This window comes from Chromobacterium sp. W521 (assembly GCF_052805975.1).
This window is the reverse complement of record NZ_JBRBAF010000009.1, coordinates 16,376-40,130: the sequence shown is the minus strand read 5'-3', so window position 1 is coordinate 40,130 and position 23,755 is coordinate 16,376. Positions and strand designations below refer to the sequence as shown.

The 23,755-nt window shown below is 60.8% G+C and carries 14 protein-coding genes; 3 read left to right on the top strand and 11 right to left on the bottom strand.

Translation table 11 applies throughout. The annotated features are described in order from the left end of the window. Positions 1-25: 25 nt before the first annotated feature. The 4 genes from lolD to ACUXV1_RS15105 all read right to left on the bottom strand — a co-directional run bounded on the left by lolD (position 26) and on the right by ACUXV1_RS15105 (position 3,116). Positions 26-727: a lipoprotein-releasing ABC transporter ATP-binding protein LolD gene (gene lolD / locus ACUXV1_RS15120; protein WP_043634555.1), complete on the bottom strand. Its 702-nt coding sequence runs from the start codon at positions 725-727 to the stop codon at positions 26-28. Beyond that, a complete protein-coding gene (locus ACUXV1_RS15115; RefSeq protein WP_446015983.1) occupies positions 720-1,964 on the bottom strand; it encodes a lipoprotein-releasing ABC transporter permease subunit in 1,245 nt (414 codons plus the stop codon). The genes lolD and ACUXV1_RS15115 overlap by 8 nt, the downstream gene beginning before the upstream one ends. 79 nt (positions 1,965-2,043) lie before the next feature. Next, positions 2,044-2,265: a hypothetical protein gene (locus tag ACUXV1_RS15110; RefSeq protein WP_174243663.1), complete on the bottom strand. Its 222-nt coding sequence runs from the start codon at positions 2,263-2,265 to the stop codon at positions 2,044-2,046. A gap of 74 nt (positions 2,266-2,339) precedes the next feature. Further along, positions 2,340-3,116, bottom strand: a complete 777-nt coding sequence (locus tag ACUXV1_RS15105) for a C40 family peptidase (RefSeq protein ID WP_043634549.1) — start codon at positions 3,114-3,116, stop codon at positions 2,340-2,342. Positions 3,117-3,344: 228 nt separating this feature from the next. Here ACUXV1_RS15105 and ACUXV1_RS15100 point away from each other — a divergent pair, with 228 nt between their 5' ends. Both ACUXV1_RS15100 and ACUXV1_RS15095 read left to right on the top strand, forming a co-directional pair. Further along, positions 3,345-5,027, top strand: coding sequence for an ABC1 kinase family protein (locus ACUXV1_RS15100; RefSeq protein ID WP_446015984.1), 1,683 nt, complete (start codon positions 3,345-3,347; stop codon positions 5,025-5,027). A gap of 1 nt (position 5,028) precedes the next feature. Continuing rightward, entirely contained in the window at positions 5,029-5,838 is an 810-nt protein-coding gene (locus ACUXV1_RS15095; RefSeq protein ID WP_081555876.1) for a hypothetical protein, read from the top strand. Positions 5,839-5,906: 68 nt separating this feature from the next. On the opposite strand, the gene ACUXV1_RS15090 is transcribed toward ACUXV1_RS15095, so the two are convergent. Continuing rightward, positions 5,907-6,554, bottom strand: coding sequence for a hypothetical protein (locus tag ACUXV1_RS15090; protein ID WP_446015985.1), 648 nt, complete (start codon positions 6,552-6,554; stop codon positions 5,907-5,909). Positions 6,555-7,128: 574 nt separating this feature from the next. Between ACUXV1_RS15090 and ACUXV1_RS15085 the strand changes: the two genes are divergently transcribed. Next, positions 7,129-8,121: a DUF2860 family protein gene (locus ACUXV1_RS15085; RefSeq protein WP_446015986.1), complete on the top strand. Its 993-nt coding sequence runs from the start codon at positions 7,129-7,131 to the stop codon at positions 8,119-8,121. A gap of 142 nt (positions 8,122-8,263) precedes the next feature. Here the strand turns inward: ACUXV1_RS15085 and ACUXV1_RS15080 are convergent, their stop codons facing one another. From ACUXV1_RS15080 to ACUXV1_RS15055, 6 genes are all read right to left on the bottom strand, one after another. Next, a complete protein-coding gene (locus ACUXV1_RS15080) occupies positions 8,264-8,701 on the bottom strand; it encodes a hypothetical protein (protein ID WP_162787988.1) in 438 nt (145 codons plus the stop codon). A gap of 721 nt (positions 8,702-9,422) precedes the next feature. Continuing rightward, positions 9,423-9,689: a hypothetical protein gene (locus ACUXV1_RS15075; protein ID WP_156038855.1), complete on the bottom strand. Its 267-nt coding sequence runs from the start codon at positions 9,687-9,689 to the stop codon at positions 9,423-9,425. A 476-nt stretch (positions 9,690-10,165) separates the two neighbouring features. Further along, positions 10,166-10,342 (bottom strand): hypothetical protein, encoded by a 177-nt coding sequence (locus ACUXV1_RS15070; protein ID WP_162787989.1) that lies wholly within the window; start codon positions 10,340-10,342, stop codon positions 10,166-10,168. After that, positions 10,342-10,551, bottom strand: coding sequence for a DUF4926 domain-containing protein (locus ACUXV1_RS15065; protein WP_446015987.1), 210 nt, complete (start codon positions 10,549-10,551; stop codon positions 10,342-10,344). The genes ACUXV1_RS15070 and ACUXV1_RS15065 overlap by 1 nt, the downstream gene beginning before the upstream one ends. Before the next feature lie 254 nt (positions 10,552-10,805). Next, positions 10,806-11,048 (bottom strand): DUF7683 domain-containing protein, encoded by a 243-nt coding sequence (locus tag ACUXV1_RS15060; RefSeq protein WP_114153300.1) that lies wholly within the window; start codon positions 11,046-11,048, stop codon positions 10,806-10,808. Continuing rightward, positions 11,045-23,740: a hemagglutinin repeat-containing protein gene (locus tag ACUXV1_RS15055; protein ID WP_446015988.1), complete on the bottom strand. Its 12,696-nt coding sequence runs from the start codon at positions 23,738-23,740 to the stop codon at positions 11,045-11,047. Before ACUXV1_RS15055 ends, ACUXV1_RS15060 begins: the two co-directional genes overlap by 4 nt. Between the last annotated feature and the right edge of the window lie 15 nt (positions 23,741-23,755).

Sequence of the window (23,755 nt, the reverse complement as noted above, 5' to 3'; positions counted from 1 at the left end):
CCTTTTGGAGTCTAGATTTCGAATGTTAAGCCGGCTCGCCCGCGGCGCGCTCCGTCTCCGCCAGCTTGCCTTCGTTCAACCGCAGCATGCGCTGCGTGCGCGCGGCCAGCCCCAAATCATGGGTCACGATGATCAGGCTGGTGCCCAGTGTGCGATTCAGCTCCAGCATCAGATCGAACACCTGCTTGGCGGTGTGCACGTCCAGGTTGCCGGTGGGTTCGTCCGCCAGCAGGCAGGCCGGCCGGGTCACCAGCGCGCGAGCAATCGCGGCCCGCTGACGCTCGCCGCCGGACAGTTCGCCCGGCTTGTGCTGCAAGCGCTGCCCCAGCCCCACGCGGCCCAGCATCTCGCTCGCCTCCCGCTCCGCCTGCTTGCGCGGCATGCGGCGAATCAGCAACGGCATCATCACGTTTTCCAGCGCGCTGAATTCCGGCAACAAATGGTGGAACTGATAAACGAAGCCCAACGACGCGTTGCGCAGCTGGCCGCGCTCGGATTCCGACAAAGTCGCCAGATCGCGCCCCAAGACCTCCACACGGCCGGAACTGGGCGTATCCAGCCCGCCCAGCAAATGCAGCAGCGTGCTCTTGCCTGAGCCGGACGCGCCGACGATGGCCAGGCTGGCGCCCTTCTCCACCGTCAGGCTGACATCGGACAACACTGTCAGTTGCAACTTGCCTTCGTTATAGGACTTGCCCAAACCCTGGCACGACAATACATTACTCATAGCGCAAAGCCTCCGCCGGTTGGGTACGCGCCGCGCGCCAGCTGGGGTACAGCGTGGCGAACAAGGCCAGCAGCAGGGAAATCAGGGTGATGGTGGACACATCGTTCCACTGCACGTCCGAAGGCAGGTAGTCGATCATATACACCTCGCTAGACAAAATCTTGCTGCCGATAATGCGTTCGATCAGAGGCACGATCACGTCCAGGTTCAAGGCGATCAGCACGCCCGAGGCCACCCCGGACAAGGTGCCCAGCACCCCGGCCACCGAGCCCTGAATCATGAAGATTTTCATGATGCTGGCCGGGGACGCGCCCAGCGTGCGCAAAATGGCGATGTCCGCCTGCTTGTCCGTTACCACCATCACCAGCGTGGACACCAGATTGAACGCCGCCACCGCCACGATCAGCGTCAGGATGATGGTCATCATTCTTTTCTCGATCTGCACCGCGCGGAAATAATTAGAGTTGGTGTCGGTCCAGTCCGTCACCAGGTTTTGCGGCAACTTGGCGCGCAGCGCCTGCTTCACCGTCGGCGCCAGCATGGGATCGTCCAGCTTGAAGCGCACGCCGCTGACGCTGTCCCCCATCCGCGACAATACCTGAGCGTCGCGCAGGTGCACCATCGCCAGCGTAGAGTCGAACTCAAACATGTCCACCTTGAAAATGCCCACCACGGTGAACTGCTTGGAGCGCGGCAGCATGCCCGCCGGGGTGATCATGCCCTGCGGCACGAAGAGCATCACCTTGTCGCCCAGGCCCACATTGAGCTGGCGCGCCAGCTCCGCGCCTAGCGCCATGCCAAACTCGCCGGGACGCAAGTTTTCCAGCTTGCCAGCCACCATGTGGCGGCCCACGTCCACCACCTTGTCTTCCAGCGCCGGTTCGATGCCGCGCACCAGGCCGCCGCGCACATTGCCGTAAGCGGTAAACAGGCCCTGGCCGTTGACGAAGGGCGCGCCGGCCAACACATGCGGCTGCGCGCCGCCCACTTGGGCCACCTGCTGCCAATGATCCAGCCGGCCGTCGTAAGTGCTCACTTCCAGATGCGAGGCCACGCTCAGGATGCGGCCGCGTATTTCCTTCTGGAAGCCGTTCATGACCGACAACACAATGATCAGCGCGGCCACGCCCAGCGCAATGCCAACGATGGAAACCAGGGAAATGAAGGAAATGAAACCGTTGCGGCGTTTGGCCCGCAAGTAACGCAGGCCGATAAAGGCTTCAAAAGGCCAATGCATCAAAAAAGCCCCTTTCCGGAGCGAATCGCGGGCTCGCCGCGCGCGGCGGCCAACCCGAGGGGGTGGATGAAAACGGCGCTCAGCGCCCTTGATAGGGGTTGTGCAGGCTTTGCATCACCTGCACCAGGAAATCCTTGACCTGGCCTTCGTCACAGCCCATCAGCACAGCGTCTTCCAACGCGTCCTGCGCCAGCTGTGCCAGTTCTTCCAGGTTCTCCTGCATCACTTTCAGTTTTTCCACGCAAGCCACCACATTGCCTTGCGGGTCTTTCCACACCGGAATAGTCACGTTCAATGCCATCATCTCGCTCCAAAGCACATTGCCCGCAACGCGGGCAATGTTGTTCCTGCATCTTTATCAGCTTAAGCCGCCAATCAACGCTTGGCTTTTTTCTTGGCGCCGCCGGCGGCCTTGCCGCCCTTCTTCGCCGTCGCCTTGCCGCCGCTCTTGCCCGCCTTCTTGGCTTCCGCCTTGCCGCCTTTTTTGGCGGCCACCGGCTTGCACTTCTTGCCCTTGCGGCACTTGACCGCCGGGGCGCTTTCCGCCGAGGCCTTGCGCGTCGACACCGCCACGTTCAGATCGTCGGACGTGTCCGCCGACTGCGCCGCCGTGCTGCGATTCACCCGACGCGCGCCGTTGAAACGGCCGTTCCAGTAACTCTGGTTGATATTGGCCACTTCGATATTCTTGCCGGTGCGCGGCGCGTGAATGAATTTGCCGTTGCCCATGTACATGCCCACATGGGAATAACTGAAGCCGCGGGTGTTGAAAAAGACCAGATCGCCGGGCACGAGTTCGCTGCGATTGATGGATTTCCCCACGCGGGCCATTTCAGCCGAAGTGCGCGGCAGGTTCACTTTCAGGGATTTTTGAAACACATAACGGATAAAACCGCTGCAATCCAGGCCGTTTTCCGGCGAATTGCCGCCAAAACGATAGGCCACGCCCAAGAGGCTCATGGCTTGCAACAGCAGATCCCCCACCGCGTCTTCCGCGGGGGAGGAGAATTTCGAGATGGGATCGTCCTGGCCGGACTGCGCGCTAGCTTCCGCCGCGGGGCGCCCCTCCGGAGGGGCCTTTTCCGGAGCCGCTTCAGCGAATACCATAAAGCCCGCCAGCACCAGAGTCATTAAGCGGAGTTGCAATTTCATAGGCCGAACTCTATCGGACGGGGGCGGCAGTGTAAAGCCGCAGGCAGGCCGTTTCCAGCGCTTTGGGCCGGCCCGCTTGAACCTTGGACGAGACAGCCCGCACTAATGGCGTACAATCCATCGCATTGGCATGGCCGGCGACCACCCCGCGCGGCGGGACGGTGCCGGCGCGCCCGGACGGCAAGCCTTTGTTTTTGAGCGAAAACCAATGCCCACAAGGCAAAACCGATGCTGAGAGAAACCCTGATCGCCATGCGCGACCTGCCGCGACTGAAGGAAATCAGCGGCATCCTGATCCGTCACGGCCTGGGCGAATTCGCCCAAAGGCTAAAATTACCGCGCGCGGTGGAAAAAGCCGGCCAATGGCTGAACCTCAACCTGCCGGAGCCGGAAAACCGCCCGCCCACCCCGGTGCGGGTGCGTCTCGCCTTTGAAGAACTGGGCCCCACCTTCATCAAACTGGGCCAGATCCTCTCCACCCGCGTGGACGTATTCCCGCCGGACTGGATCGCCGAATTTGAAAAGCTGCAAAACAAGGTGCCGCCGGTGCGTCCGGAAGCGGTACGCCGCCTGGTCAAGACCGCGTTGGGCGACGAGCCTGAAACCGTGTTCGCCCACTTCGATCTCAACCCCATAGGCTCCGCCTCCATCGCCCAAGTGCACCGCGCCACCCTGCACGACGGCACCGACGTGGCGGTCAAGCTGCGCCGCCCCGGCATTGTGGAGAAAGTGGAAGCGGACCTGCGCATCCTCAACCACCTGGCCTGCCTGCTGGAACTGGAGTTCCCCGATGTGCGCCGCTTTCAGCCGGTGGAAATCGTCGGCCAGTTCGCCCGCTCGCTCAAACGGGAGATGGACCTGGCGGTGGAAGCCCGCAACTCGGAGCGCTTCGCCCGCGACTTCGCCGACGATCCGGAAGTGCGGGTACCCAAGGTCTACTGGGACTACACCAACGCCGCCGTCAATGTGCAGGACTACATCGCCGGCGTGCCGGCCGCCCGGCTGGAACAACTGGCCGACAGCGGCCTGGACCCGGTGCTGCTGGCCCAGCGGGGCGCGGACGCGGTATTGAAGATGATCCTGATCCACGGCTTCTTCCACGCGGACCCTCACCCCGGCAACGTTTTCTTCCTGCCCGAGCACCGCATCGCCTTCATCGACTTCGGCATGGTGGGCCGCATCAGCCACGGCCGCCGCGACGAAATCGTCGATCTGCTCGCCGCCGTGGCCAACCGCGACGAAGCCGGCATCATCGACGTGCTGATCGAATGGACCGGCAACACTCCGGTCAACGAGCGCCAATTCGCCCACGATGTGGGCGAATTCCTGTTCCAGTATGAACACGTGCCCCTCAAGGGCATCAACATCAGCCAGCTGATCGCCGACATCATGGCACTGATCCGCGACCACTCCATCCTGCTGCCGCCGGACATGGCCATGCTGTTCAAGGCGCTGATCACCCTGGAAGGCCTGGGCCGCCAACTGGACCCGGATTTCCAGCTCATCGCCCACATCACCCCCTTTGTGCGCGAGCTTTCCATTGCCCGCTACCACCCGGCGGCCCTGCTCAAACGCGGCCGCCACTCGCTGGGCGAAGCGCTGGCCATGCTCTCCAGCCTGCCGCGAGACCTGATGCGCATGGGCAAGGACATGCGCCACGGCAAATTCCGCGTCAACCTGGACCTGCAGCGACTGGACAGCTTCGGCCGTCAGCTGGACCGCAGCGCCAACCGGCTGACCATGGGCATCGTCACCGGCTGCCTGATCATCGGTTCCTCCATCGTAATGACCGTCAACGCCGGACCCAAACTATTCGGACTGCCCTTCTTCGGCTTCGTCGGCTTCATGCTGGCCATGTTCAACAGCGTGTGGCTGGTATGGGCCATCTGGCGCTCCGGCAAGGATTTGTGACATGAAATCAAGCAAGACCACCCTGATCGCGGCCGCGCTGCTTGGCCTCGCCGCCGCCGCCAACGCCGCCGACGTTATCACCCTCAACTGGCGCGACGGCGACGAAGTGGCCGCCGCCCTGCGGCCGCAATTGCGCGAGGGCGAAAAACTGGGCGCGCTGGGCAACCAGCTGATCCTGGACGCCCCGCCCGGCCGCAGCGCGGAACTGCGCAGGCTGATCCGCCAGCTGGACGTTAAATCATCATCCCTGCTGGTGGAAGTGGCCCAGGATGGCGTGAGCCGAGAAAGCAAATCCGCGGTGCAACTGGGCGGCCAGGTGCAGGGCGGCGGCTACAGCATCAGCACCGGCAAGCCCATGACAGTACGCCCCGGCAGCCAGGTAGTGATTGCCGGCGGCGCCAGCCAGTCCAACACCCGGCTACAAGCCAGCCAGGCCTTGCGCATGCTGGACGGCAAAACCGGTTTCATCGAGATAGGCAGCAGCCGGCCGCTGCCCTGGCTGATGTTCGGCGCCGACGGCCGGCCGGTAGTGGGCGTGCGCTACCAGGACGCCGTCACCGGCTTCTACGCCCGCCCTCGGCTGCACGGCCAGCGCGTGACGCTGGAACTGGCCGCCAGCCAGCAAGCCTTCAACGGCCAGAACCTGGACAGCGCCAAATTGGCCACCACGGTGGAAGGCGCCGTGGGAGAATGGCTGACAGTGGGGGGCATCGGCCGCGACCAAAGCGGCCAGGAAACCGTGCTCATCGGCGTCAGCCGCAGCAATGTGCAGCTGGAGCGCAGCATCAAGGTGAGGGTGACGCCGCAGTAAGAACCCGCTTACGATCTCGCGAACAAGGGCGAGACAAGGCGAAAGAGGGTCTCTCTAGCCCAGCTGGCCTAGCCGGCCGGCGGCAACCAACGCGCCCAGTCCGGCATCTCGTCGCGGTCATGCTCGCGGCGCGGGCCACGGCCTGCCCGGTCACCGTCGCGCGTCACCGTGCGCGGAGAATCGTAAGCCGACGCCGGCCGCTCTAGTCTCGCTTCCAGCTGGCCGTCCCGCCAGGTCCACACCATCGCGTTCAAACGGTTGCGCTGCTGGCGCGCGCGCCAAACTCCGTCATCCGAGTTGACCGTCATGACCTCACTCTGATTGCAACTGGCGACTAGGGTCCAACTCTTGACCTGATAATCCCGCACACTCAGCAAACGATAGGCCGGCGCGCACTCCGCGTCGTCCGCGCGCAGCAGCACCAGCAAATCTCCACCCTGCTCGCTGGCGTTCATCACCCGCACCTTGCTCCAGCGCTCATCCAAGGGCACCACCAGCTGCCGGTCGTAGAACTTCAGCTCATAACGCCCGGACAAGGCCGACGAGCGCAGCACCAAGTGATTGCCGGCCAGCGGCACGTCCTGATGCACAAAAGACAAAGCCTCCTGCACATCCAGCCTACGGCTGAGCGCGCCGTCCGCGGAGCGTTGCATGGAGCAAGCGGACAAGGCCAAAGGCAACAAGACCGACCAGATAAAAACGCGACAACCCGTCATGCCGGCCTTTCTCTGAGCATATTTGCTGAGCGATCGATACTATCATCAAATATTGCATTGCAAGAAAACGCAATGCGAAAGAAACCCAAGCCTTGCCTGTGCGATCCGGCCGGCAATAAAGCGGCCGCGCTTGAGATTACAGGCACCGGGATTGCAGAGCCCGTTCTGCACAGATCCCCTGCTCTTCACCGCAACCGGCCCCATTTACAAACTCCCGCTGCAGCAGATCTTGCGTAAAACACTGCCTCAAACTTAATACATGCACAAAGTCGGCCATGGCCGCCTTGCCCATTTCATCCCGCCACCGGCCGGCTGGTTTCAAAACTCGTCACGGCCCAGCTAGTCCGCACGGCAACAGCCTCTCCCTCTGCGAGAGCGATCGCCTCGCGATGGCAATTCCGCAACAAGCCGCGGCTAAAACAAAGCGATCTCAGGCTAAATTTTCGCGGCAAGCGACACATCGGCCAGCCGACGGCTTAACATGGACAAACAATCCATTTTGCATAAATCGACGCCATGCAATGCCGCGTCGGCGAAAACCAAAGTAGCTCTTTTTTATTTGAGGATGATGAATATGCGCACTATATGCGTGGGCTTGTCCGCTTTGCTAGCGGCTCAATTCGCAATGGCGGACCCAATACCGGAAGAAAACGGCTTCTCCGGCAGCATCGGCCTGGGCGTGGGCGGCAACCGCGTCAAATCCAACCTCTTCAAAGGGGACAAAAACCAAAGAACCAACAGCCTGAACAGCGCGCCGGAATCCCACAACGACAGCTTCGCGCTGCCGGTGCTGAGCCTTAGCTACACCCTCGCCGCCAGCCGCACCCAGATCGTGTTCGACAGCCAAATCCACGACCCGCTGGGCATGGACGACACGCTGGAGCTGGGCGTGCGCCAGCAAGTGGGCAACAACGGCATCGTCTCCGCCGGCCTGCTCTACGGCGGCCTCAGCAAGAACACCTGGACCGACCCCTATGCCGTGGGCGTGGACCGCGACGGCACCAAGCGCAAATCCACCGGCGTGTTGCTGGGCTGGGAAAACATCATGGGCACCGGCTTCAAAGCCCAGCTTACCCAACGCAACATCAAGATAGACGACGAGCGCAGCGGCCAGAGCGTGGCCGGCCTCAGCGCGGCGGACCGCGCCACGCTGAACCGCAACGGCGACGCCACCTTGCTGAAAGCGGGCTATGAATGGGCATTCGCCCCCAATCAAACGCTGACCCCGGGTCTAAGCTGGGGCAAGGACAAGCTGGACGGCGGCGCGATGAGCAACAAGAGCTACGGCTTGAGCCTGGACTACGCCTACAGCAGCGACCTCAACACCTTTACCGCCAGCTTGCTCTACCGCCAGCAACGCTTCGACCAGGCCAACCCGCTGTTCAGCAATAAAAAAGCCGACAGCAAGGCCTACGCCATCGATGTCGGCTATCTGCGCCACCAGTTGTTCGACTACAAGGCGCTGTCCGGCTTCGTCAGCGCCGCCTACGGCAAATCCAACGCCGACATCAGCTTCTACGACGCTGAAATCCGCTCGTTTGGCGTGGGGCTGATTTACTCGTTTTAAACAAGCGCGCCAAGCTCAACCGTTTTTGAGCTCAACCGTTTTTGAGCAAGAATGGCTGCGATGTAAAAAACCCGCTTCCGCGGGTTTTTTACATTGTATTTTCCGATAAACCTTACCAGATCATACGATACCGGCACCTACCTTATCGTTTGCTCTTACAGTAGAAAGTAGACTCCCCGCCCACTTTATTAATTTCATACTCCCACTTCACAATATCAGGCGTGGCTCCATATATACCGGCAACGCCCATGCTGCCATCTTTATGAATATTGATATGCGCATTGCTGCCATCAATGCCAAAAATCAAGCTAGCCCCGTCAGAGGCATAAGGTACATTATTTACAATAACCGGATCGATGTCCAATGTAACAATGCAATTAGAGGAGCTGCCAAACTGCCGGCTGGAGATAGCAAGATTGCCTATCCCCGGATTCTGGCTTGGCCCCAGGCCTTCAGGCAAAAAAGTCCACTCTTTTTCAACCGAATACACCAATACGCTATCTAAGTTCAACAATCGCCCATCCGCGCTCACAAATCGAAATGTCGTTCTCAAAAAACTAGAATTTGCTTGGGATTCCATTTATTCATCCTTGTCAATAGAGTATAAGCCGTACCACACTCGCAACGCTGTCAGCTTTGCGCCATGCAGCCAAATCAACCTCTACTCCACTCTAGACAAAAATTTTGTAGAAGTCCCAAATACCTGCAAAAATGTCAGGATTTGTCAATCTTCAAGCATTTTGGCCAAGGCTTTCCGACTCGCTTAAACAGCTAATAACAGCAGCTCATCAAGATCAATAATTCCACCATTTACATGATGCAACACCAGGACGCCCATTGTTTTATTTTTTATTCAAAACGCAAAAAGCATCATTGCATCTCAACAAAATAAAACCCAACCATTCGCCAAATTATTTTGGCATTAATTAAGTTAAAAATAAAACTAGTGAAGCCCAAACCAATCGCCCCATCCTTCAGTGGAAAAATTTAAACCCCAACTCCCTCGCCCTCATATTCATAACAAATCTCTGCCAACTGCCTATCATTCTGAAATATTTCAACAACAACATTGTTTCGATCCGGCAGACTAGCTATTTGCACTGACAAATCATTGCTCATTTTGACGGTGCCAATAAACAACTCAACTTACTACTTGAATCATACCGTCAAACCCAGCCCACTTGGCGGCAAGGCATCCGTTCATCTGGTGAAGTATGAGTCAACAAGGTAGGCCGCATTGGCGCATCGCCTTGGCTATTACCCCGGAGTGGGCAAGTCATAGAGCTTGCCCACTCTACTTGCTACAAACTTGCGTAAAGAATGACTTGGGATTGATTGATATCTTCCGCAAGCTGCACACCTTGTCCGACAGCTTTCAACTTTTCCTGCACCCCTTCAAATTTCTTTTCAATCGTACATACAACATTTCCACTGCCATCATATTTATGCACAAGCACCACGCCTATTTTTTTATCTTTCCATTTAAACAAAGAGCCTACTGTTTTAAACTTTATCTCCACGCGAGAAAAGGGAAGCTCCAACAAAGTCTGCTCTCTCTTTAGATTCATTAGGCCTCCTTGCAAATCAAACATGGCCTTTAGAGGCTTTATGAAACACACTCAACACTCTTTCCAATCTTACGGAGATGCCCTTGTATTTTAGGGGCGCATTACAACACACATCGCTAAAATACGCTTCTTTGCCTGGGCTGAAATTGATACATTTAGTCACTTTCAACAATAATTGATGTAGCACTCCAAACTTGAGTCAGCAGCAACTCAGCTATCGCAAAAGAATCGAATTAGCTATACCCATACAGCCAGCTCAACATGGCTTACGACAAAGTTTTTACCACATACTCCTTTACACTTGCCATCATCGAGACAAGCTCCGCCTTGCCAACAACGGCCTCTGTCATATTCAAGCAATCTACCACCCTCCACTGACCTTTACCTTTTTCATCATTCTTGAGTTCATAACATTTTGCACACATTACTCTGACACTTGATTTGTATTCCACAGCAAAATAAATAAAACCATGTTCCTAAATATTTTCTATTGAAACTTTATATTGAAGATTTTGTTCAAAAAAGCCCAACTCATGGCCACCATTAAAATCGTACGCCAGCAGGCGGCTAATACCGGCCAGCGCGCCAGCACTATTACCGCCCGCAAGGCTACCCGCCATCATGGTCAACACTAAAATAGTCTGCTGAAGCATCAACCAGAACGCTGCACAAGTTCTAAACCCTCCTCTTTCACTGTTAAGACGGCTAGTGATTCGCCTTCGCTGTCAACAAACTCGACTTCATACTGAGGATGTTCTGATGCAAACACCATCAAAATGGCTCCGGTTGTCCCACTCGGCACACCATCCCCGAGAGAGCAAGTTGATCTCACCACGTCATACTCAAAGAATTTTGTATTCATTTCTTGGTCGGAATAGCTGTTGTTAATCTGACGATGCCGTCATTGTTTCGAATCCATCCAAATGTCACGTCAATAACTTTGCCATTTGCTCCAGTGATGGGAATGACTTGATTAAATTTAATGCCGTGTTGTGGAAGCACGCCAAATACCACTGGCGCCGTTTCATCACGTGGACCCGCGAAACGCTGGTGCGGAAATCTCGGCGCTGCTTGGTGGTTATGGCGACAAGTTTCAAATCAATTTTTCGTGATTACTTAACCACATGTTAAATAAAAAACACAATCCTCGTTAGCAATATCAACAGTCAAACACCACTCCCCCAGCAAACCAATAGCAGTCATCTTATCAATAGGATACTCGGCATAAAAGTCAGGATCATTGAGTTGATCACCATACAATGAGACTAGAACAGCCCAAGCCTGCTCAGCAGAGACTAAAAGTTCATCAACAAGCTCATCCGTATTTTTATTATAAATCGACACGTAGCGCTTAATCATTTCTCAACCTTTCGACCGGGCTCCGGTGGCTTTACCTGCTTCCCTGTTTTGTAATCAAACGCACCAAGATGTCTTCCATTTTTATTATACTTTTCCAATTCACCATGGTAAGAGTCCCACTCATATATATTTCCCATTTTATCTTTCCATCGCGGACGAAGACCTCCTCCTCCTCCTTGAACTGGTGTTTTCGGACGCTCTCGTTTAAGATCATCAAATCCAGTAATGTCCGCTGCATCGGGCCGAGGAACATATTTGTGGTCTCCGCTGGAATAGCTATTCGGATCAATCGGCTTCGTGATCCCAAATCCCTCAAGCACCCACTCCCCAAATGCAGCAGGATTCTTGACTGCTTCACCAAAACCAGACATCGAAGCCTGAACTTCTTTAGCAATTTTTTCCGCCCAATTAGGTTTACCATCCAAGCCTACATTAACACTAGGAACCTGCATTCCTGGAAGTGGCGGCGGAGGTGTAGGAATAGCCAAAAAGTTGTTTTCGACTTCATTCTTAGCCGTCTGCGCCCCAGTCAACGCCCCAGCGCTGTCGCCTCCCGCCAGCGACCCCGCCAGGCTGCCCGCCATCGTCGTCAGCGCGGAAATGGTCTGTTTTTGGGACTCGTTGAGATCCTCGACTTTTTTCCCAGGATATAGCTGAGTTAACAGTAAGTCTGCCACGATGGGCGCCGCTGCGCCGCCCGCGGCCCCTGCCGCCGCGCTCTCGCCCTTGAGCTGTGCCAGCGTCGCGCCCAATAAGGCATGCGCCATCACATTGGCTTCTTTGTTGCCGTCGGTCAGGCTTTTAACTACGCCGGCCAGGTAAGGCGCGGCGGCGCCGCTGAGGGCGGCTTGCACATTGCCGCCGGCCAGGCCTTGCAGCGCCGCGGTGGCGGCTTGCGCCGCTCTTTGGAAGTCGCTGCCGGTGCCCCACTTGTCGTTCAGCTCCTTATATTCTTTGCTGTCCGCATATTTGGGATTGCGTCGCAACTCCTCGTTCGCCTTCATCATCATCTCAGTGGCGACGATCTGGGTGGCTTGCGCGCCAATCTGTCCAATCAGCTGCGCTTCCTGCAAACGGTTGAGCTCCTTCTCCTTGTCGAAGATCGGGCTCAGGCCGTTGGCGGCGTGTTCGGCGTCGCGGCTCAGCTCTTTCATATCTTGTTGCTGCTGGTCCTGGTCGCGGACCTTGATCGCGCCTTCGCTGACCGCGGCGTAGGTGGTGGATTCGGCGTGGCCGCTGCTGTTGCCTCCGCCCAGCACGCTGCTGGCGCCCTGGCTCATCAGCGTGCCTTTTAGCGTGCCGGTGAGGCTGCCGCCGCTGCTGAAGCCGAAGCTTTGGCTCTCCACCTTGAAGTCCGCCTGGTTCTGCTGATTGCTGAAGCCCAGCGTGCCGGTATCCAGCGTGTTTTTGTCCGCCTTGGCGGTGCTGGCGATCACCGCGCCGTCCAGTTGGGTGTGGCGGCCCACCTTGACGTCGAAACCGTCCTGGCCTGCGTAGAGGCCGGTTTGCTGCTGCACGCTGACAAAGTGGCTGTCCACCTTCTGGCGACTGCCGCTGATGGAGGCGCTGCCGTTCATGCTGCCGAAGGTGAAGCTGGCGCCGGCGGAGATATTGCTTTGCTGGCTGTGGTAGTAGTCGCGGTCTTGCTGGCTTTGCAGCGTGAGGTTGCGGCCAATGTTCGCCACCACGGTCTTGCCGCTGGCTTGCGCGCCGGTCAGGCTGGTATCGCGGCCGCTTTGCAGGTTCAGGGTGTCGCCGGCGCTGAGTACGGTTTCGTTCCAGCGGCTGCCATTGCCCTCCTCCTTGCCCTTGCCCTTGTTGGCGTTGGCGAACACGGAAATGCCCGCGCCCTGGCCTATGCCTATGCTGGCGCCCACGTTCCAGCCGCTGCTGTTGTTGCCGCCGCTCTGGCTGTCCTGGTGATGACCGGCTTGCAGTTGCAAGTCGCGCGCGGCGTCCAGCGTCAGGTCCTTGCCGGCCTTGAGATGGCCGCCGGTGACGCTGATATCGCCGTCCAGCGCCTTGCCTTGGCCGTCCTTAGTGCCGCTGCCGGTGGCGGTGAGGCTGAGATTGCCGCCGGCGGTGAGCTGGCTGCCCTGGCTCTGGCTTTGCTGGCGCTGGCTGTGGGATTCGCTCTTCTGGCTGCCCACGGACAAGCTGACGCCGACAAAGCTTTGCTCTTCCGCCGGCTTCAGCACTTCCTGCTGATAGGCCTGATAGGCTTGGTAGCCGGACAGGCCGGCCTGTATGCCTTGCAGCGCGGCCAGGCGGCCGCTGGGCGCCTTGCTCAGTTCCTGCGCCTGTTGCACCGCGGTATTGGCTGCGGAGCCCACCGTTCCAGACAAGGCCACGGTCAGGCCGCTCTTGCTGGCTTCGTGCTTCTCGTCGCGCTGATACCGGTTGGCCACGTCTTCCACGCGGATGTTCTGCGCCAGCACGTCGATGTCGCCGCCGGCGATCAGCTCGGAGCCCTTGATCAAGGCATTGCGGCCAGCATCTACATTGACATGGCCCAGCACGCTGCCAACGGTGCTGCTGGTATGGCTTACGCTGGTTTCGCCTACTAGGTCTCGCTGTTTCTGGCTGCCGATGCTGAAGCCGATTCCGCCGCTACTCAGCAAGCCGGACTTTTTGACGCTTTCCTCGTGGTGGTTGTACTGACGATTCTCTGCGGTGGTGATGTTGGCGTCCCGGCCGGCGAGCAGGTCCACATCATGGGTCGCAGCCACGCTGCTGCCGGCCACGGTCAGGTCCTGTCCGGCTTGCATACGAATGCTGTCGCCGGACAGGCTGCTACCTTTGGCTGTCGTTTGCCAATTATCGGTCTTGCCCTGACTTTGCTTGCTGCTGGCCAAGCCCTTGCGGGTGCTGCTGGATTGTTTCTGGAAGCTGTAGCTTTCCTCCACCGCGCCCACTTGGATGTCTCGGGAGGCGCTGAGCTTGAGGTCTCCTTTATCGCTGACGATATCGCTTCCCAGCACTTTGATATCAGTATTGCGCGCCTGGATGGTCACCCCTTGCTGACCGCCAATCTGGCTGCCCTGCGCTTGCGTGTCGCGAATGGCTTGTTGGCGCTGGCTGCGGGTCTGGCCGATGTGGTTGTTTTCGGCATCGTCGATTTCCACATGGCGAGCCGTCGCGCCGATATCCACTTGCGTGCCGGACAGCAGCACCTGGCCTTGATCGCTGGCGACGCGGCTGCCTTGCACGCTCAGCGCCTGGCCGGCCACGGCGACCACGCCGCCCCCGCCGCTGAGCTGGCTGGCCATCAGCGTATCGGCCTGATAGCGCGCCTCCACGCGTGAACTGGCGCTGTCGGCGGTGAGCGTGGTGTTGTTGGTTGTTTTGTCGGCCAACACCGACAGCCGGTTGCCGGCGCTGACATTGAGCTGACCCTTGGCCTGGGCGCTGGAGCCGCTCAGCGTCAGATCCTTGCCCGCGCTCAAATTGAGCTTGCCGCCGGATTGCAGGCTGCTGCCCTGCGCGTTCTCCCACACGCCGCTGACGGTGGCAACGCCGCTGCCGCCTACGTCGGGGCCCAATGTGGCATCGCGGTTGCCCATGCTGCCGGCGATCAGGTCCACGCTGCCTTCCTTGCGGCTGCGCGCGGTGCCCAAGGTCAGATTGTTGCTGGCGCTGAGGCTGAGCAGTTCGGTCGCGTCGATCTTGGCGCCTTTCAAGGCGATATCCGCGCCGCTCAGGCTGATGTCGCGCCCGCTGACAGCGGCCTGACGGCCAGCATTCTGCAGATCCGTGTCCAGCGTTAGGCTGTCCGCCAGCAGCTTGACGGTGTCGGCCTGGAGCAGGCCGCCGGTGTTGCGGATCACATCGGCCTTGGCTATCAGGCTTTGATCGGCCTGCAGCCTGCCGCTGTTGCTCAGGCTGGCGGCGGACAGGCTGAGATCCTTGCCGGCGATCACCGCGCCGTCGCCGGTGAGACCCACGGTGTTGTGCGCCAGATAGACGGTGGGCACCAGCACGGTTTGCGGCCCGTTGGCGGTGTGAACGGTTTCGCGGACCATCCAGACGATATCTTGCTGCAAAGCGGCGATTTGCGCCGGAGTCAGCGCCACGCCTGTGGTGAGCCGGAAGTCCTTGGCCACGCTCACGCCCTGGTTCATCAGCGCCTTGAATTGCTCGGTGGCGTCTTCGCCGCGCAGCGATGGGCGGCCGGTTAGCGCCAGGATCTGATCACGCACCAGCTTTTGCTCGTAATAGCCGTCGCCCAGGCGCTTGTGCACGCCGGCCGGGTCGTAGTTCAACTGCTTCAGCATGTAGTCGCTGCTGACGAAGTTGCTGTACTCGGTAAAGCGGCTGTCGGTCTCTATCAGATAAGGCGCCGTGGGACTGGGGTTTTGCTGGAACAGCTGGTTGTTGGGCAGGCGGTCCAGCAAGCCGGGCTGGGCGGGGCTGCCCTTGAGCGGATGCGTTTGCGCGCGCGGCTGGGCCGTGGCCACTTGCGCGGCGACGGGGGCGCCGCCGGCCTGGGCATGGGCCAGTTTGGCGCCTTCAAGCGCCGGGCCGACGGTGGATGGGTTTTGTTCCATCTTGACTTGCTGAGCCGCCGTGCCGGCTTGCGCCGCGGCCACCGCGTTATTACCGGCACTTGGGGCGATGCGTTCGCCCGCGCCCAAACTTAAGGGCAAGGCTTCTCCGCCGGATTGCACCTGGCCCAGACGGCCGGCTTCCAGACCTTGGCCGCCTCTAGCTTGACCGGCGTTGGCTGCGGTTTGCGAGCCGTCCCAGGCCGCTTGCTCCGCTTGAGCGGCGGCCTTGGCCGCCTCCGCCGCGCTAACCTGGGCCGGGTTGATGGTGATGTTTTCTATGCTGGGCGCGCGCACGCTGACGCCCTGGTGGCCGGCGATGGTGGCGTCTATGGTCTGCAACGCCACCGTTTTGTCCAAGGTGTATGTGGGAAACCAGTGACGCGTGTTCCGGTCGTAGTGGTCGGTACCGGTTTCCTGAATGCGCTCGTTGACGGAATAGGCGCGGTTGATCACGCGCGCGTCTCCGCCTCCATTGTCCGCCCCGTTGATGGTGATGCCGCCATTGGCGGCAATGCGGCTGGCGTCATTCAAGAGCTGGCCGCTGATGTTCACCGTCATATTGCCGCCTGCGCTCAGGCTGGCGACCTCGCCGACGGAGATCAGTTTGTCGCGGGTCTTGCTGCCGCTGGCGGAACGGTTCCGCAAGTTGAACTTGTTATTGGGATCGACAAAGTCCAATTCCAGCGGATTGATGTGGATGGCCGGGTTCCATTGCTCGTTGCGGCCAGACCACACCTCGCGCCACACAGTGTGCTCATAAGGACAGGCCGCCCCCTGGAAGCAGCTGTAGCCTTGGTAGAAGGTCATGTCGTAGCCGCCGCTGTCGTTTTTCTTGATGGCGTTGTAGTTAACCCAACGTTCCTGAGTGCCTTGAAAGCGGACCAGAGCCTGCTTCTTGGCTTCATTCACCTGCAGGATGGTGCCGTAACGCGTCTTGGCCGCTTCAGCGTCGTTGACGGGCAGGGATTTGGTGACGGCTGACCAGTCCCAGCCGCCCACGCGTTCGAACACGTCCCAATAGTAGTTGTACTTGTACCAGCTATAGTTTTCGCTTTCCGCCGCGCGCTTGATGTCGACATGAGTGCGCTGGTTGTTGAGCCGGCCGGCGCGGATGGAAACATCACCTTCGGCCTCTATGGTGGTGGAGATGTTTTCAATCAGGTCGCCGCTGCTCAGGCTCAAGGCGCCGCCGCTGTAGATGTAGCCGCTGTCGCGGTTGCTCAGGCGGCTGCCTGCATTGAGGCTCAGGCTGCGGGTGGCGGCCAGCACCGCCTGGCCGCCGTGGTTGTCGATGACGCCGCCGTTCACCGTGACGTCGCGGCCGCTGATCATGCCGGTGTTGTCCAGCGCGGACGCGGTCAAGCTCAGTTGCTCGGCGTCCAGCCGACCCTGATTGAGCGCCTGGCCGGCGCTATTGATGTCCAACCTGCCGCCCGAGACCAGCTTGGCCCCGCTGGCGTTGCTGATGTTGGCTGCCTGCAAGCTGATGTTGCCGGCACTGGCCCAGCGTCCTTCATTATGCAGGCTACCTTTGGTGCGCAAACTCAGCGCCCCCTGGCTAGCCAGGGTGTCGCCGTCGCGGAAGACGTAGTCCTGTTGCAAGTCCAGGCTGAGGCTGGTCTGCCCCACCATATTGCCGCTCTGATTGTTCAATTGCCCGGCGTGAAGACTCAAGGCCTGACCGCTGCTGACTGCGCCGCCTTGGTTGTGCAGCTGGCTGGCGCGTAGCCGCTGGTCGCGGTCGGCGATTAGCTTGCCCTGGCGGTTGTCGATCAGGCCGCTCAGCTGCGCCTCCAGCGCGCCCGCGGTCTGCACCTGGCCGTATTGATTGTCGAAGCCGCTCAGGCCCAGCTTGATGTCGCCCAGGCTCAGCAGGCTGCCGTAGCGGTTGCCCAGCTCGCCGGCGCTCAGCGATAAAGCGCCGCGGCTGCTCAGCATACCGCTAGCGTTGTTGACCGCTGCGGCCTTCAACTGCAGGCCTTGGTCCGTGATGATCTTGCCCCGGCTATTATCCAGCGCGCCGCTCAGGCTCAGCTGCGCCGCGCCGCCGCTTTGCAGCTCGCCATCTTGATTGAGCAACTGCGTCAGCTGATAGCTCGCATCGCCGCTGCTGATCAGCTTGCCGTGCTGATTGCGCAGCGCGCCGGCGCCCACGCTGATGGCCTGGCCGCTTGAGATCAGACCGCGCTGGTTGTCCAGTTCGCCGGCGCTCAGTTGCAACCCTTGATTCGCCACCAGCTTGCCGTCCTGGTTGTTCAGCAGGCCGACGCTGTTCAGCGTCATTTCGCCCAGGGTCTGCATCTTGCCGTCGCGGTTGTCCAGCGCGTCCAGCGTCAGGCTCAGACCGCGCTGGCTGGCTACCGCGCCATTCTGATTGCTCATCTGGCCTGCGCGCACGGTGATGTCTTCGCCGCCGGCCAGCGTACCTTGCTGATTGCGCAGCGCGCTGCCGTCCAGCCGCATGGCGCGTTGGGCGCTGATGCGGCCCAGTTGGTTATTGATCTCGCCTTGGCTGAGCAAGGTCAGCGCGCCGCCGCTTTGCAGTTTGCCGCCGCGGTTGTCCAGTTGGTCCGATTGGATCACGCCGTCGCCCAGGCTGGTGATCCGCCCGCTCTGGTTGCTGGCGGCGCCGGTTTGCAATTTCAAGGCGGCTCGGCTGACGATATCGCCGCCGTCGTTGTTCAGGCTGCCGGCTTTCAAGCTTTGCTGCTGGTGGCTCAGCAGCAAGCCTTTCTCATTATTCAGCCGGCCGCTGGCGCTCAAGGTCAGCGCGGCCTCGCTTTCCATTGCGCCGCCGGCGTTGTCGATATTCGCCGCTTGCGCCGTCAAACCTGCGCCGGCACTGATATTGCCGCCCCGGTTGTCCAGGCCGTCGTTGGTCGATAGCTTCAGCGCGCCACGCCCGTCGATAACGCCGCCCTGGCTATTGTCCAGTAGCTTCGCGCTGGTGTTCAGCGCGCCGCCGGACAGTAGCTTGCCGCCCTGATTGTCCAGCTTGCCGGCCTGGCTATGCAGCTCCAGTGGTTTTTGCGCGCTGATCTGGCCCTTGCGGTTCAGAATGTCGCCTTGCGCTCGCAGCGCCAGTTCGCCGTTGCTGTGCACCTTACCGCCGGCGTTGTCCAGGCTGGCCAGTTTGAGTTCACCCTCGCCCAGGCTGAGGATTTCGCCGCCGCGGTTGCTGACAGCGCCGCTTGCCAGCGTCAAACCAGCTCGGCTGCCTATGCTGCCCTTGTCGTTATTCAGGCTGGCGACCTGCAAGCTCTGCGCTTGTTCGCTCAACAGTTTGCCGCCGTGGTTGTCCAGCGCGCCCTCTACCTTGACCACAAGCGTGGTCTTGCTTTCCAGCGCGCCGCCGGCATTGCTCAGGCCGCCGGCCTGAAGCTCCACCTCGGCTCCGCCGCGGATGCGTCCGCCGTCGTTGTCCATTTGACCGGCGCTTTTCAGCGTCAGCTTGCCGTCGCCATAGATGACGCCGCCCTGGCCGTTGTCCAACTGCTGCGCGCTAAGCGCCAACGTATCGCCGGCCTGCAGCTTGCCGCCGGCATTGTCTACCTTGCCATTGAGGCTGTTCAGCGTCAGTTGCTGATCGGAGCCAATCAGGCCGCGCGCATTCTGGATGTCGCGCTGCGCCTGCAGCTGCAGTGGGCCGCCGCTAAGGATTTTGCCGCCGTCGTTCCGCAAACTTTCCAGCCGGAACTCGCCCTTGCCCAAGCTGGCGATGACGCCGCCTTGGTTGCTGGCCGCGCCGGTCTGCAAGTCCAAGCCTTGCAGGCTGGTGATCTCACCGCTGTTGTTGTTGACGCTGCCGGCCTTCAGGCTCAGCGCCTGCTTGCTGCGCAGCTTGCCTTGAGCATTGCTCAGCGCTTGGTCGATGACGGCGCTGACGGCGGCCTCTCCCTCCACCACACCGCCGGCGTTCTCCAGTTCTCCCGCTCGCAACGCGATGTCGGCGCCGCTGCCGATCTGGCCGCCTGCATTGCTCAGCCTGCCGGCGCTGCTCATGGTCAGCTTGCCGCCACTATCAATGACGCCGCCCTTGCTATTGTCCAGCAGCTTCGCGCTGGTATTCAGCACACCGCCGGACAGTAGTTTGCCGCCCTGGTTGTCCAGCTTGCCGGCCTGGCTATGCAGCTCCAGTGCTTTCAGCGCGCTGATCTGGCCCTTGCGGTTCAGAATGTCGCCTTGCGCTCGCAGCGCTAGTTCGCCGTTGCTGTGCACTTTGCCGCCGGCGTTGTCCAGGCTGGCCAGCTTGAGTTCGCCATCGCCCAGGCTGAGGATTTCGCCGCCGCGGTTGCTGCTGTCTCCGCTTTCCAGCTTCAAACTGGCGCGGCTGCCAATGCTGCCCTTGTCATTGTTTAGGCTGCCGGCCTGCAAGCTCTGTGCTTGCTCGCTCAACAGCTTGCCGCCTTGGTTATTCAACACGCCGTCTGCCTTGACCACAAGCGTGGTCGTGCTTTCCAGCGCACCCCCGGCATTGCTCAGGCCGCCAGCCGTCACAGCCACCGCCGCGCCGCCGCGGATCCGCCCGCCGCCGTTGCCCATTTGACCGGCGCTGTTCAGCGTCAGCTTGCCGTCGCCGTCGATGACGCCGCCCTGGCCGTTGTCCAGCTGTTGCGCGCTAAGCGCCAGCGTATCGCCGGCTTGTAGCTTGCCGCCTTTATTGTCTATTTTGCCGTCGCCACTATGCAGTTCCAGTTGCTTCAGCGTGCTGAGCAGCCCTTGATGATTCTGAATGTCGCCCTGTGACCGCACGCGTAGCTTGCCGTCGCTAAGGACTTTGCCGCCGGCATTGTCCAGGCTGGCCAGTTGGAGCTCGCCATCGCCCAGGCTGAGGATTTCACCGCCGCGGTTTCTGGCCGCGCCGGTCTGCAAGCTCAAGCTCTGATGGCTGGCAATCTCCCCGCCGTCATTGTTGACGCTGCCGGCCGTCAAGCTCAGCGCCTGCTTGCTGCGCAACTTGCCTTGAGCATTGCTCAGCGCTTGATCTACGCTGACGCTGACGGCGGCCTCCCCTTCCACCACACCGCCGGTATTTTGCAAGTCTCCCGCTTGCAGCGCGATGTCGGCGCTGCTATCGATCCGGCCGCCGGCATTATCCAACTGGCCGATGCTATCCAGCGTCAGTTTGCCTGAGGCGTTGATGATGCCGCCCTGGCGATTGTCCAATTGCCGCGCGCCGGCGTTCAGCACACCGCCGGACAGTAGTTTGCCGCCCTGGTTGTCCAGCTTGCCGGCCTGGCTATGCAGCTCCATTTGCTTCAGCGCGCTAAGCTGACCCTTGCGGTTCAGAATGTCGCCTTGCGCTCGCAGTGCTAGTTCGTCGTTGCTATGCACCTTGCCGCCAGCATTGTCCAGGCTGGCCAGCTTGAGTTCGCCATCGCCCAGGCTGAGGATTTCGCCGCCGCGGTTGCTGACAGCGCCGCTTGCCAGCGTCAAACCAGCTCGGCTGCCTATGCTGCCCTTGTCGTTATTCAGGCTGCCGGCCTGCAAGCTCTGCGCTTGTTCGCTCAGCAGTTTGCCGCCTTGGTTGTCCAGCGCGCCATCTACCTTAACTACAAGCGTGGTCTTGCTTTCCAGCGCGCCGCCGGCATTGCTCAGACCACCAGCCTGCACAGCCACCGCCGCGCTGCCGCGGATGCGCCCGCCATCATTGCCCAGTTGACCGGCGCTGTTCAGCGTCAGCTTGCCGTCGCCGTCGATGACGCCGCCCTGTCCGTTGTTCAGCTGTTGCGCGCTAAGCGCCAGCGTATCGCCGGCTTGCAGCTTGCCGCCCGCATTGTCTATTTTGCCGTCGCCACTATGCAGTTCCAGTTGCTGCAGCGTGCTGACCACCCCTTGCTGGTTCAGGACGTCGCCTTGCGCCCGCACGCGCAGCTTGCCGTCGCTAAGGACTTTGCCGCCGGCATTGTCCAGGCTGGCCAGTTGGAACTCGCCATCACCCAGGCTGAGGATTTCGCCGCCGCGGTTGTTGGCCGCGCCGCTTGCCAGGGTCAAGCCGGCGCGGCTGCCTATGCTGCCGCCGTCGTTGGCAAAGCTGCCTGCCTTCAGTGTTTGCGCGCGGCCGCTCAGCAACTTGCCCTGGCTATTGTCCAGCAAACCTTGGGCGCTAAGCCTCAGTTCCCCCTGGCTTTCTATCGCGCCTTTGGCATTGCTCAGCGCCCCGGCGCTGACGGCGACATTAGCGCTGCCCGCCAGCAGGCCAGCCCGATTGTCCAGTAGACCAGAGGTATTCAAGGCCAGGCTCTCGCCGCCGTCGACGCGCCCGCCATCGCGGTTGTCCAGGCTGCCCGCGTCCAGGCTCAAACCCTCTGCTGCCAGCAGCTTGCCGCCACGGTTGCCTGCCGCGGCATCGATGCGCAATGTAAGGCGACGCGCGCTCTGCACGGCGCCGCCGGCGTTGTCCAAGCTGCCGGCGTTCAAACTCAGGTTTCCGTTGCCGCCGATCAAGCCGCCCCGATTGCTCAAACTTTGCCGCACGCTCCAAGACTGCGCCGCGTCGCTTAAGGCCAGCAACTTGCCGCCGCCGTTGTCCAATTGGCCAAGGCTCAGCGCCAGGCTGTCGGCCTCGATGCGGCCGCCGCGATTGTCCAGCAGTTGGCCGATGCGGAAGTCGCCGCTGCCCTGGCCTATCTGCTCCCAAACGCCGCCCAGGTTGTTGAGCGCGGCGGCGCTGGCCTGCCACTGGCCCGCTTGCAGCGTGGCCGCGTCGCTATCGATGCGGCCGCCGGCCTGGACCACCAAGCGGCCGGTGTTCACGTTGGCGCGGCTGAGACCCAGCCCGTTCTCCGCCGTCAGCGTCACTCTATCGTTGGCGCGCAGTTTGGCGTCGGCGGCGTTCATCGCCGCCGCGTTGAGGTCCAGGCTGGAACCGGCCAGCGCATGGCCGCTCAGTTGCAAGCTGTCGCCGGCTTTCAGGCTCAGGGCGCCTGTCGTGCCCACTTGTCCCTTGTCATCGCTGCCGGCCGCGAAATCGCCATTGGCGACGATGTCGCGCGCGCTGACTTTCACATCGCCGGCCGCCGCCACGGTGCCGCTCTGGCGCAAAGCGGCGTCGCCGCTCACTTCCAGCTTGCCGGGGCTGTAGCTGGCGCCGCTGTGTTCGATATTGCCGGCGGCACGGTATTGGATATCGCCGCCGTTTTGGCGGCCGTTCAGAGTCAGTTGGCCGGCGCTGTCCAGCTTCAGTTGCTCGCCGCCGCTCAGTTGGCCGCTGCTGCGCACGCCGACACCGGCCTCGGTGGCCAGCAGGCGGATCTTGCCAGCGTACATGCCACCCAGTTGCGCCACGTCGATGGCGAAGCCGGGCCGTCCAGCGCGGTCCGCCGCCAGGGCCTGTATGTTTTGGTGATCGGCGCTGATACGGTTGCGGCCGGCGCTGACGCTCAGCTGCGGCGCCCAGAAGCCGGCTTGCACTTCCACCGCCCGCGCCATCAGTTCGGCGTATTCGGTGCTGCCGGCCTGCATGCCGGCTCCCTCAATGCGGATGACTCCGCTTTCCACGCGGTAGCCGGCCAGGCTCCCGTCTGGATTCAGTTCCGGCCGGCCGGTGGTCAGGGTCATGCGCCCGGCGTTGATGGTGCCGCAGCCGTCGCAGAGAATGCCGGAAGGATTGGCCACAATGACTTGGGCGCGGCCGCCTGCCACTTCCAGGAAACCGCGCAGCTGGCTGGGGTTGGCGCTGTTGACCTCGTTGAGAATCACCCGCGCCGGGGCGGCTGGATTGAGGTTGGGGTTACCCTGAACCCACCCGCCCAATTGTGTCTGCACGCTGGTGCCGCTGTTGTTGAGAATGGCTCCGCGCTTGTCGACGTCGAACTGGCTATATTGGTTGCGCGACACCCCGGCGGCGCTGGGCGCCTGAATGTTCACCTGCGACAGACTGTTGGCAGTATTGATCACGTTGGGCCGCTGGGCCGCTGGCGCGTTCGGGTCCGCCACGATGCCGCCGGCCAGCGCGGATGCTCCAGCCAACGCGCACCAGCTGGCCCAAACAATGCCGCGCAAGGTCACACCCAAGCGCCGGCTTGCCGCCACCGACGCGGCGGAGCGGCCGCCGCCCGCTCCCATCGGCTTGACGATCTCGGCGACGGCCATGATCAGGCCCCGCGCTTGATTGAAAACCAGACGATAGCAAAGACGGTTCATGTCCCACTCCCCAAA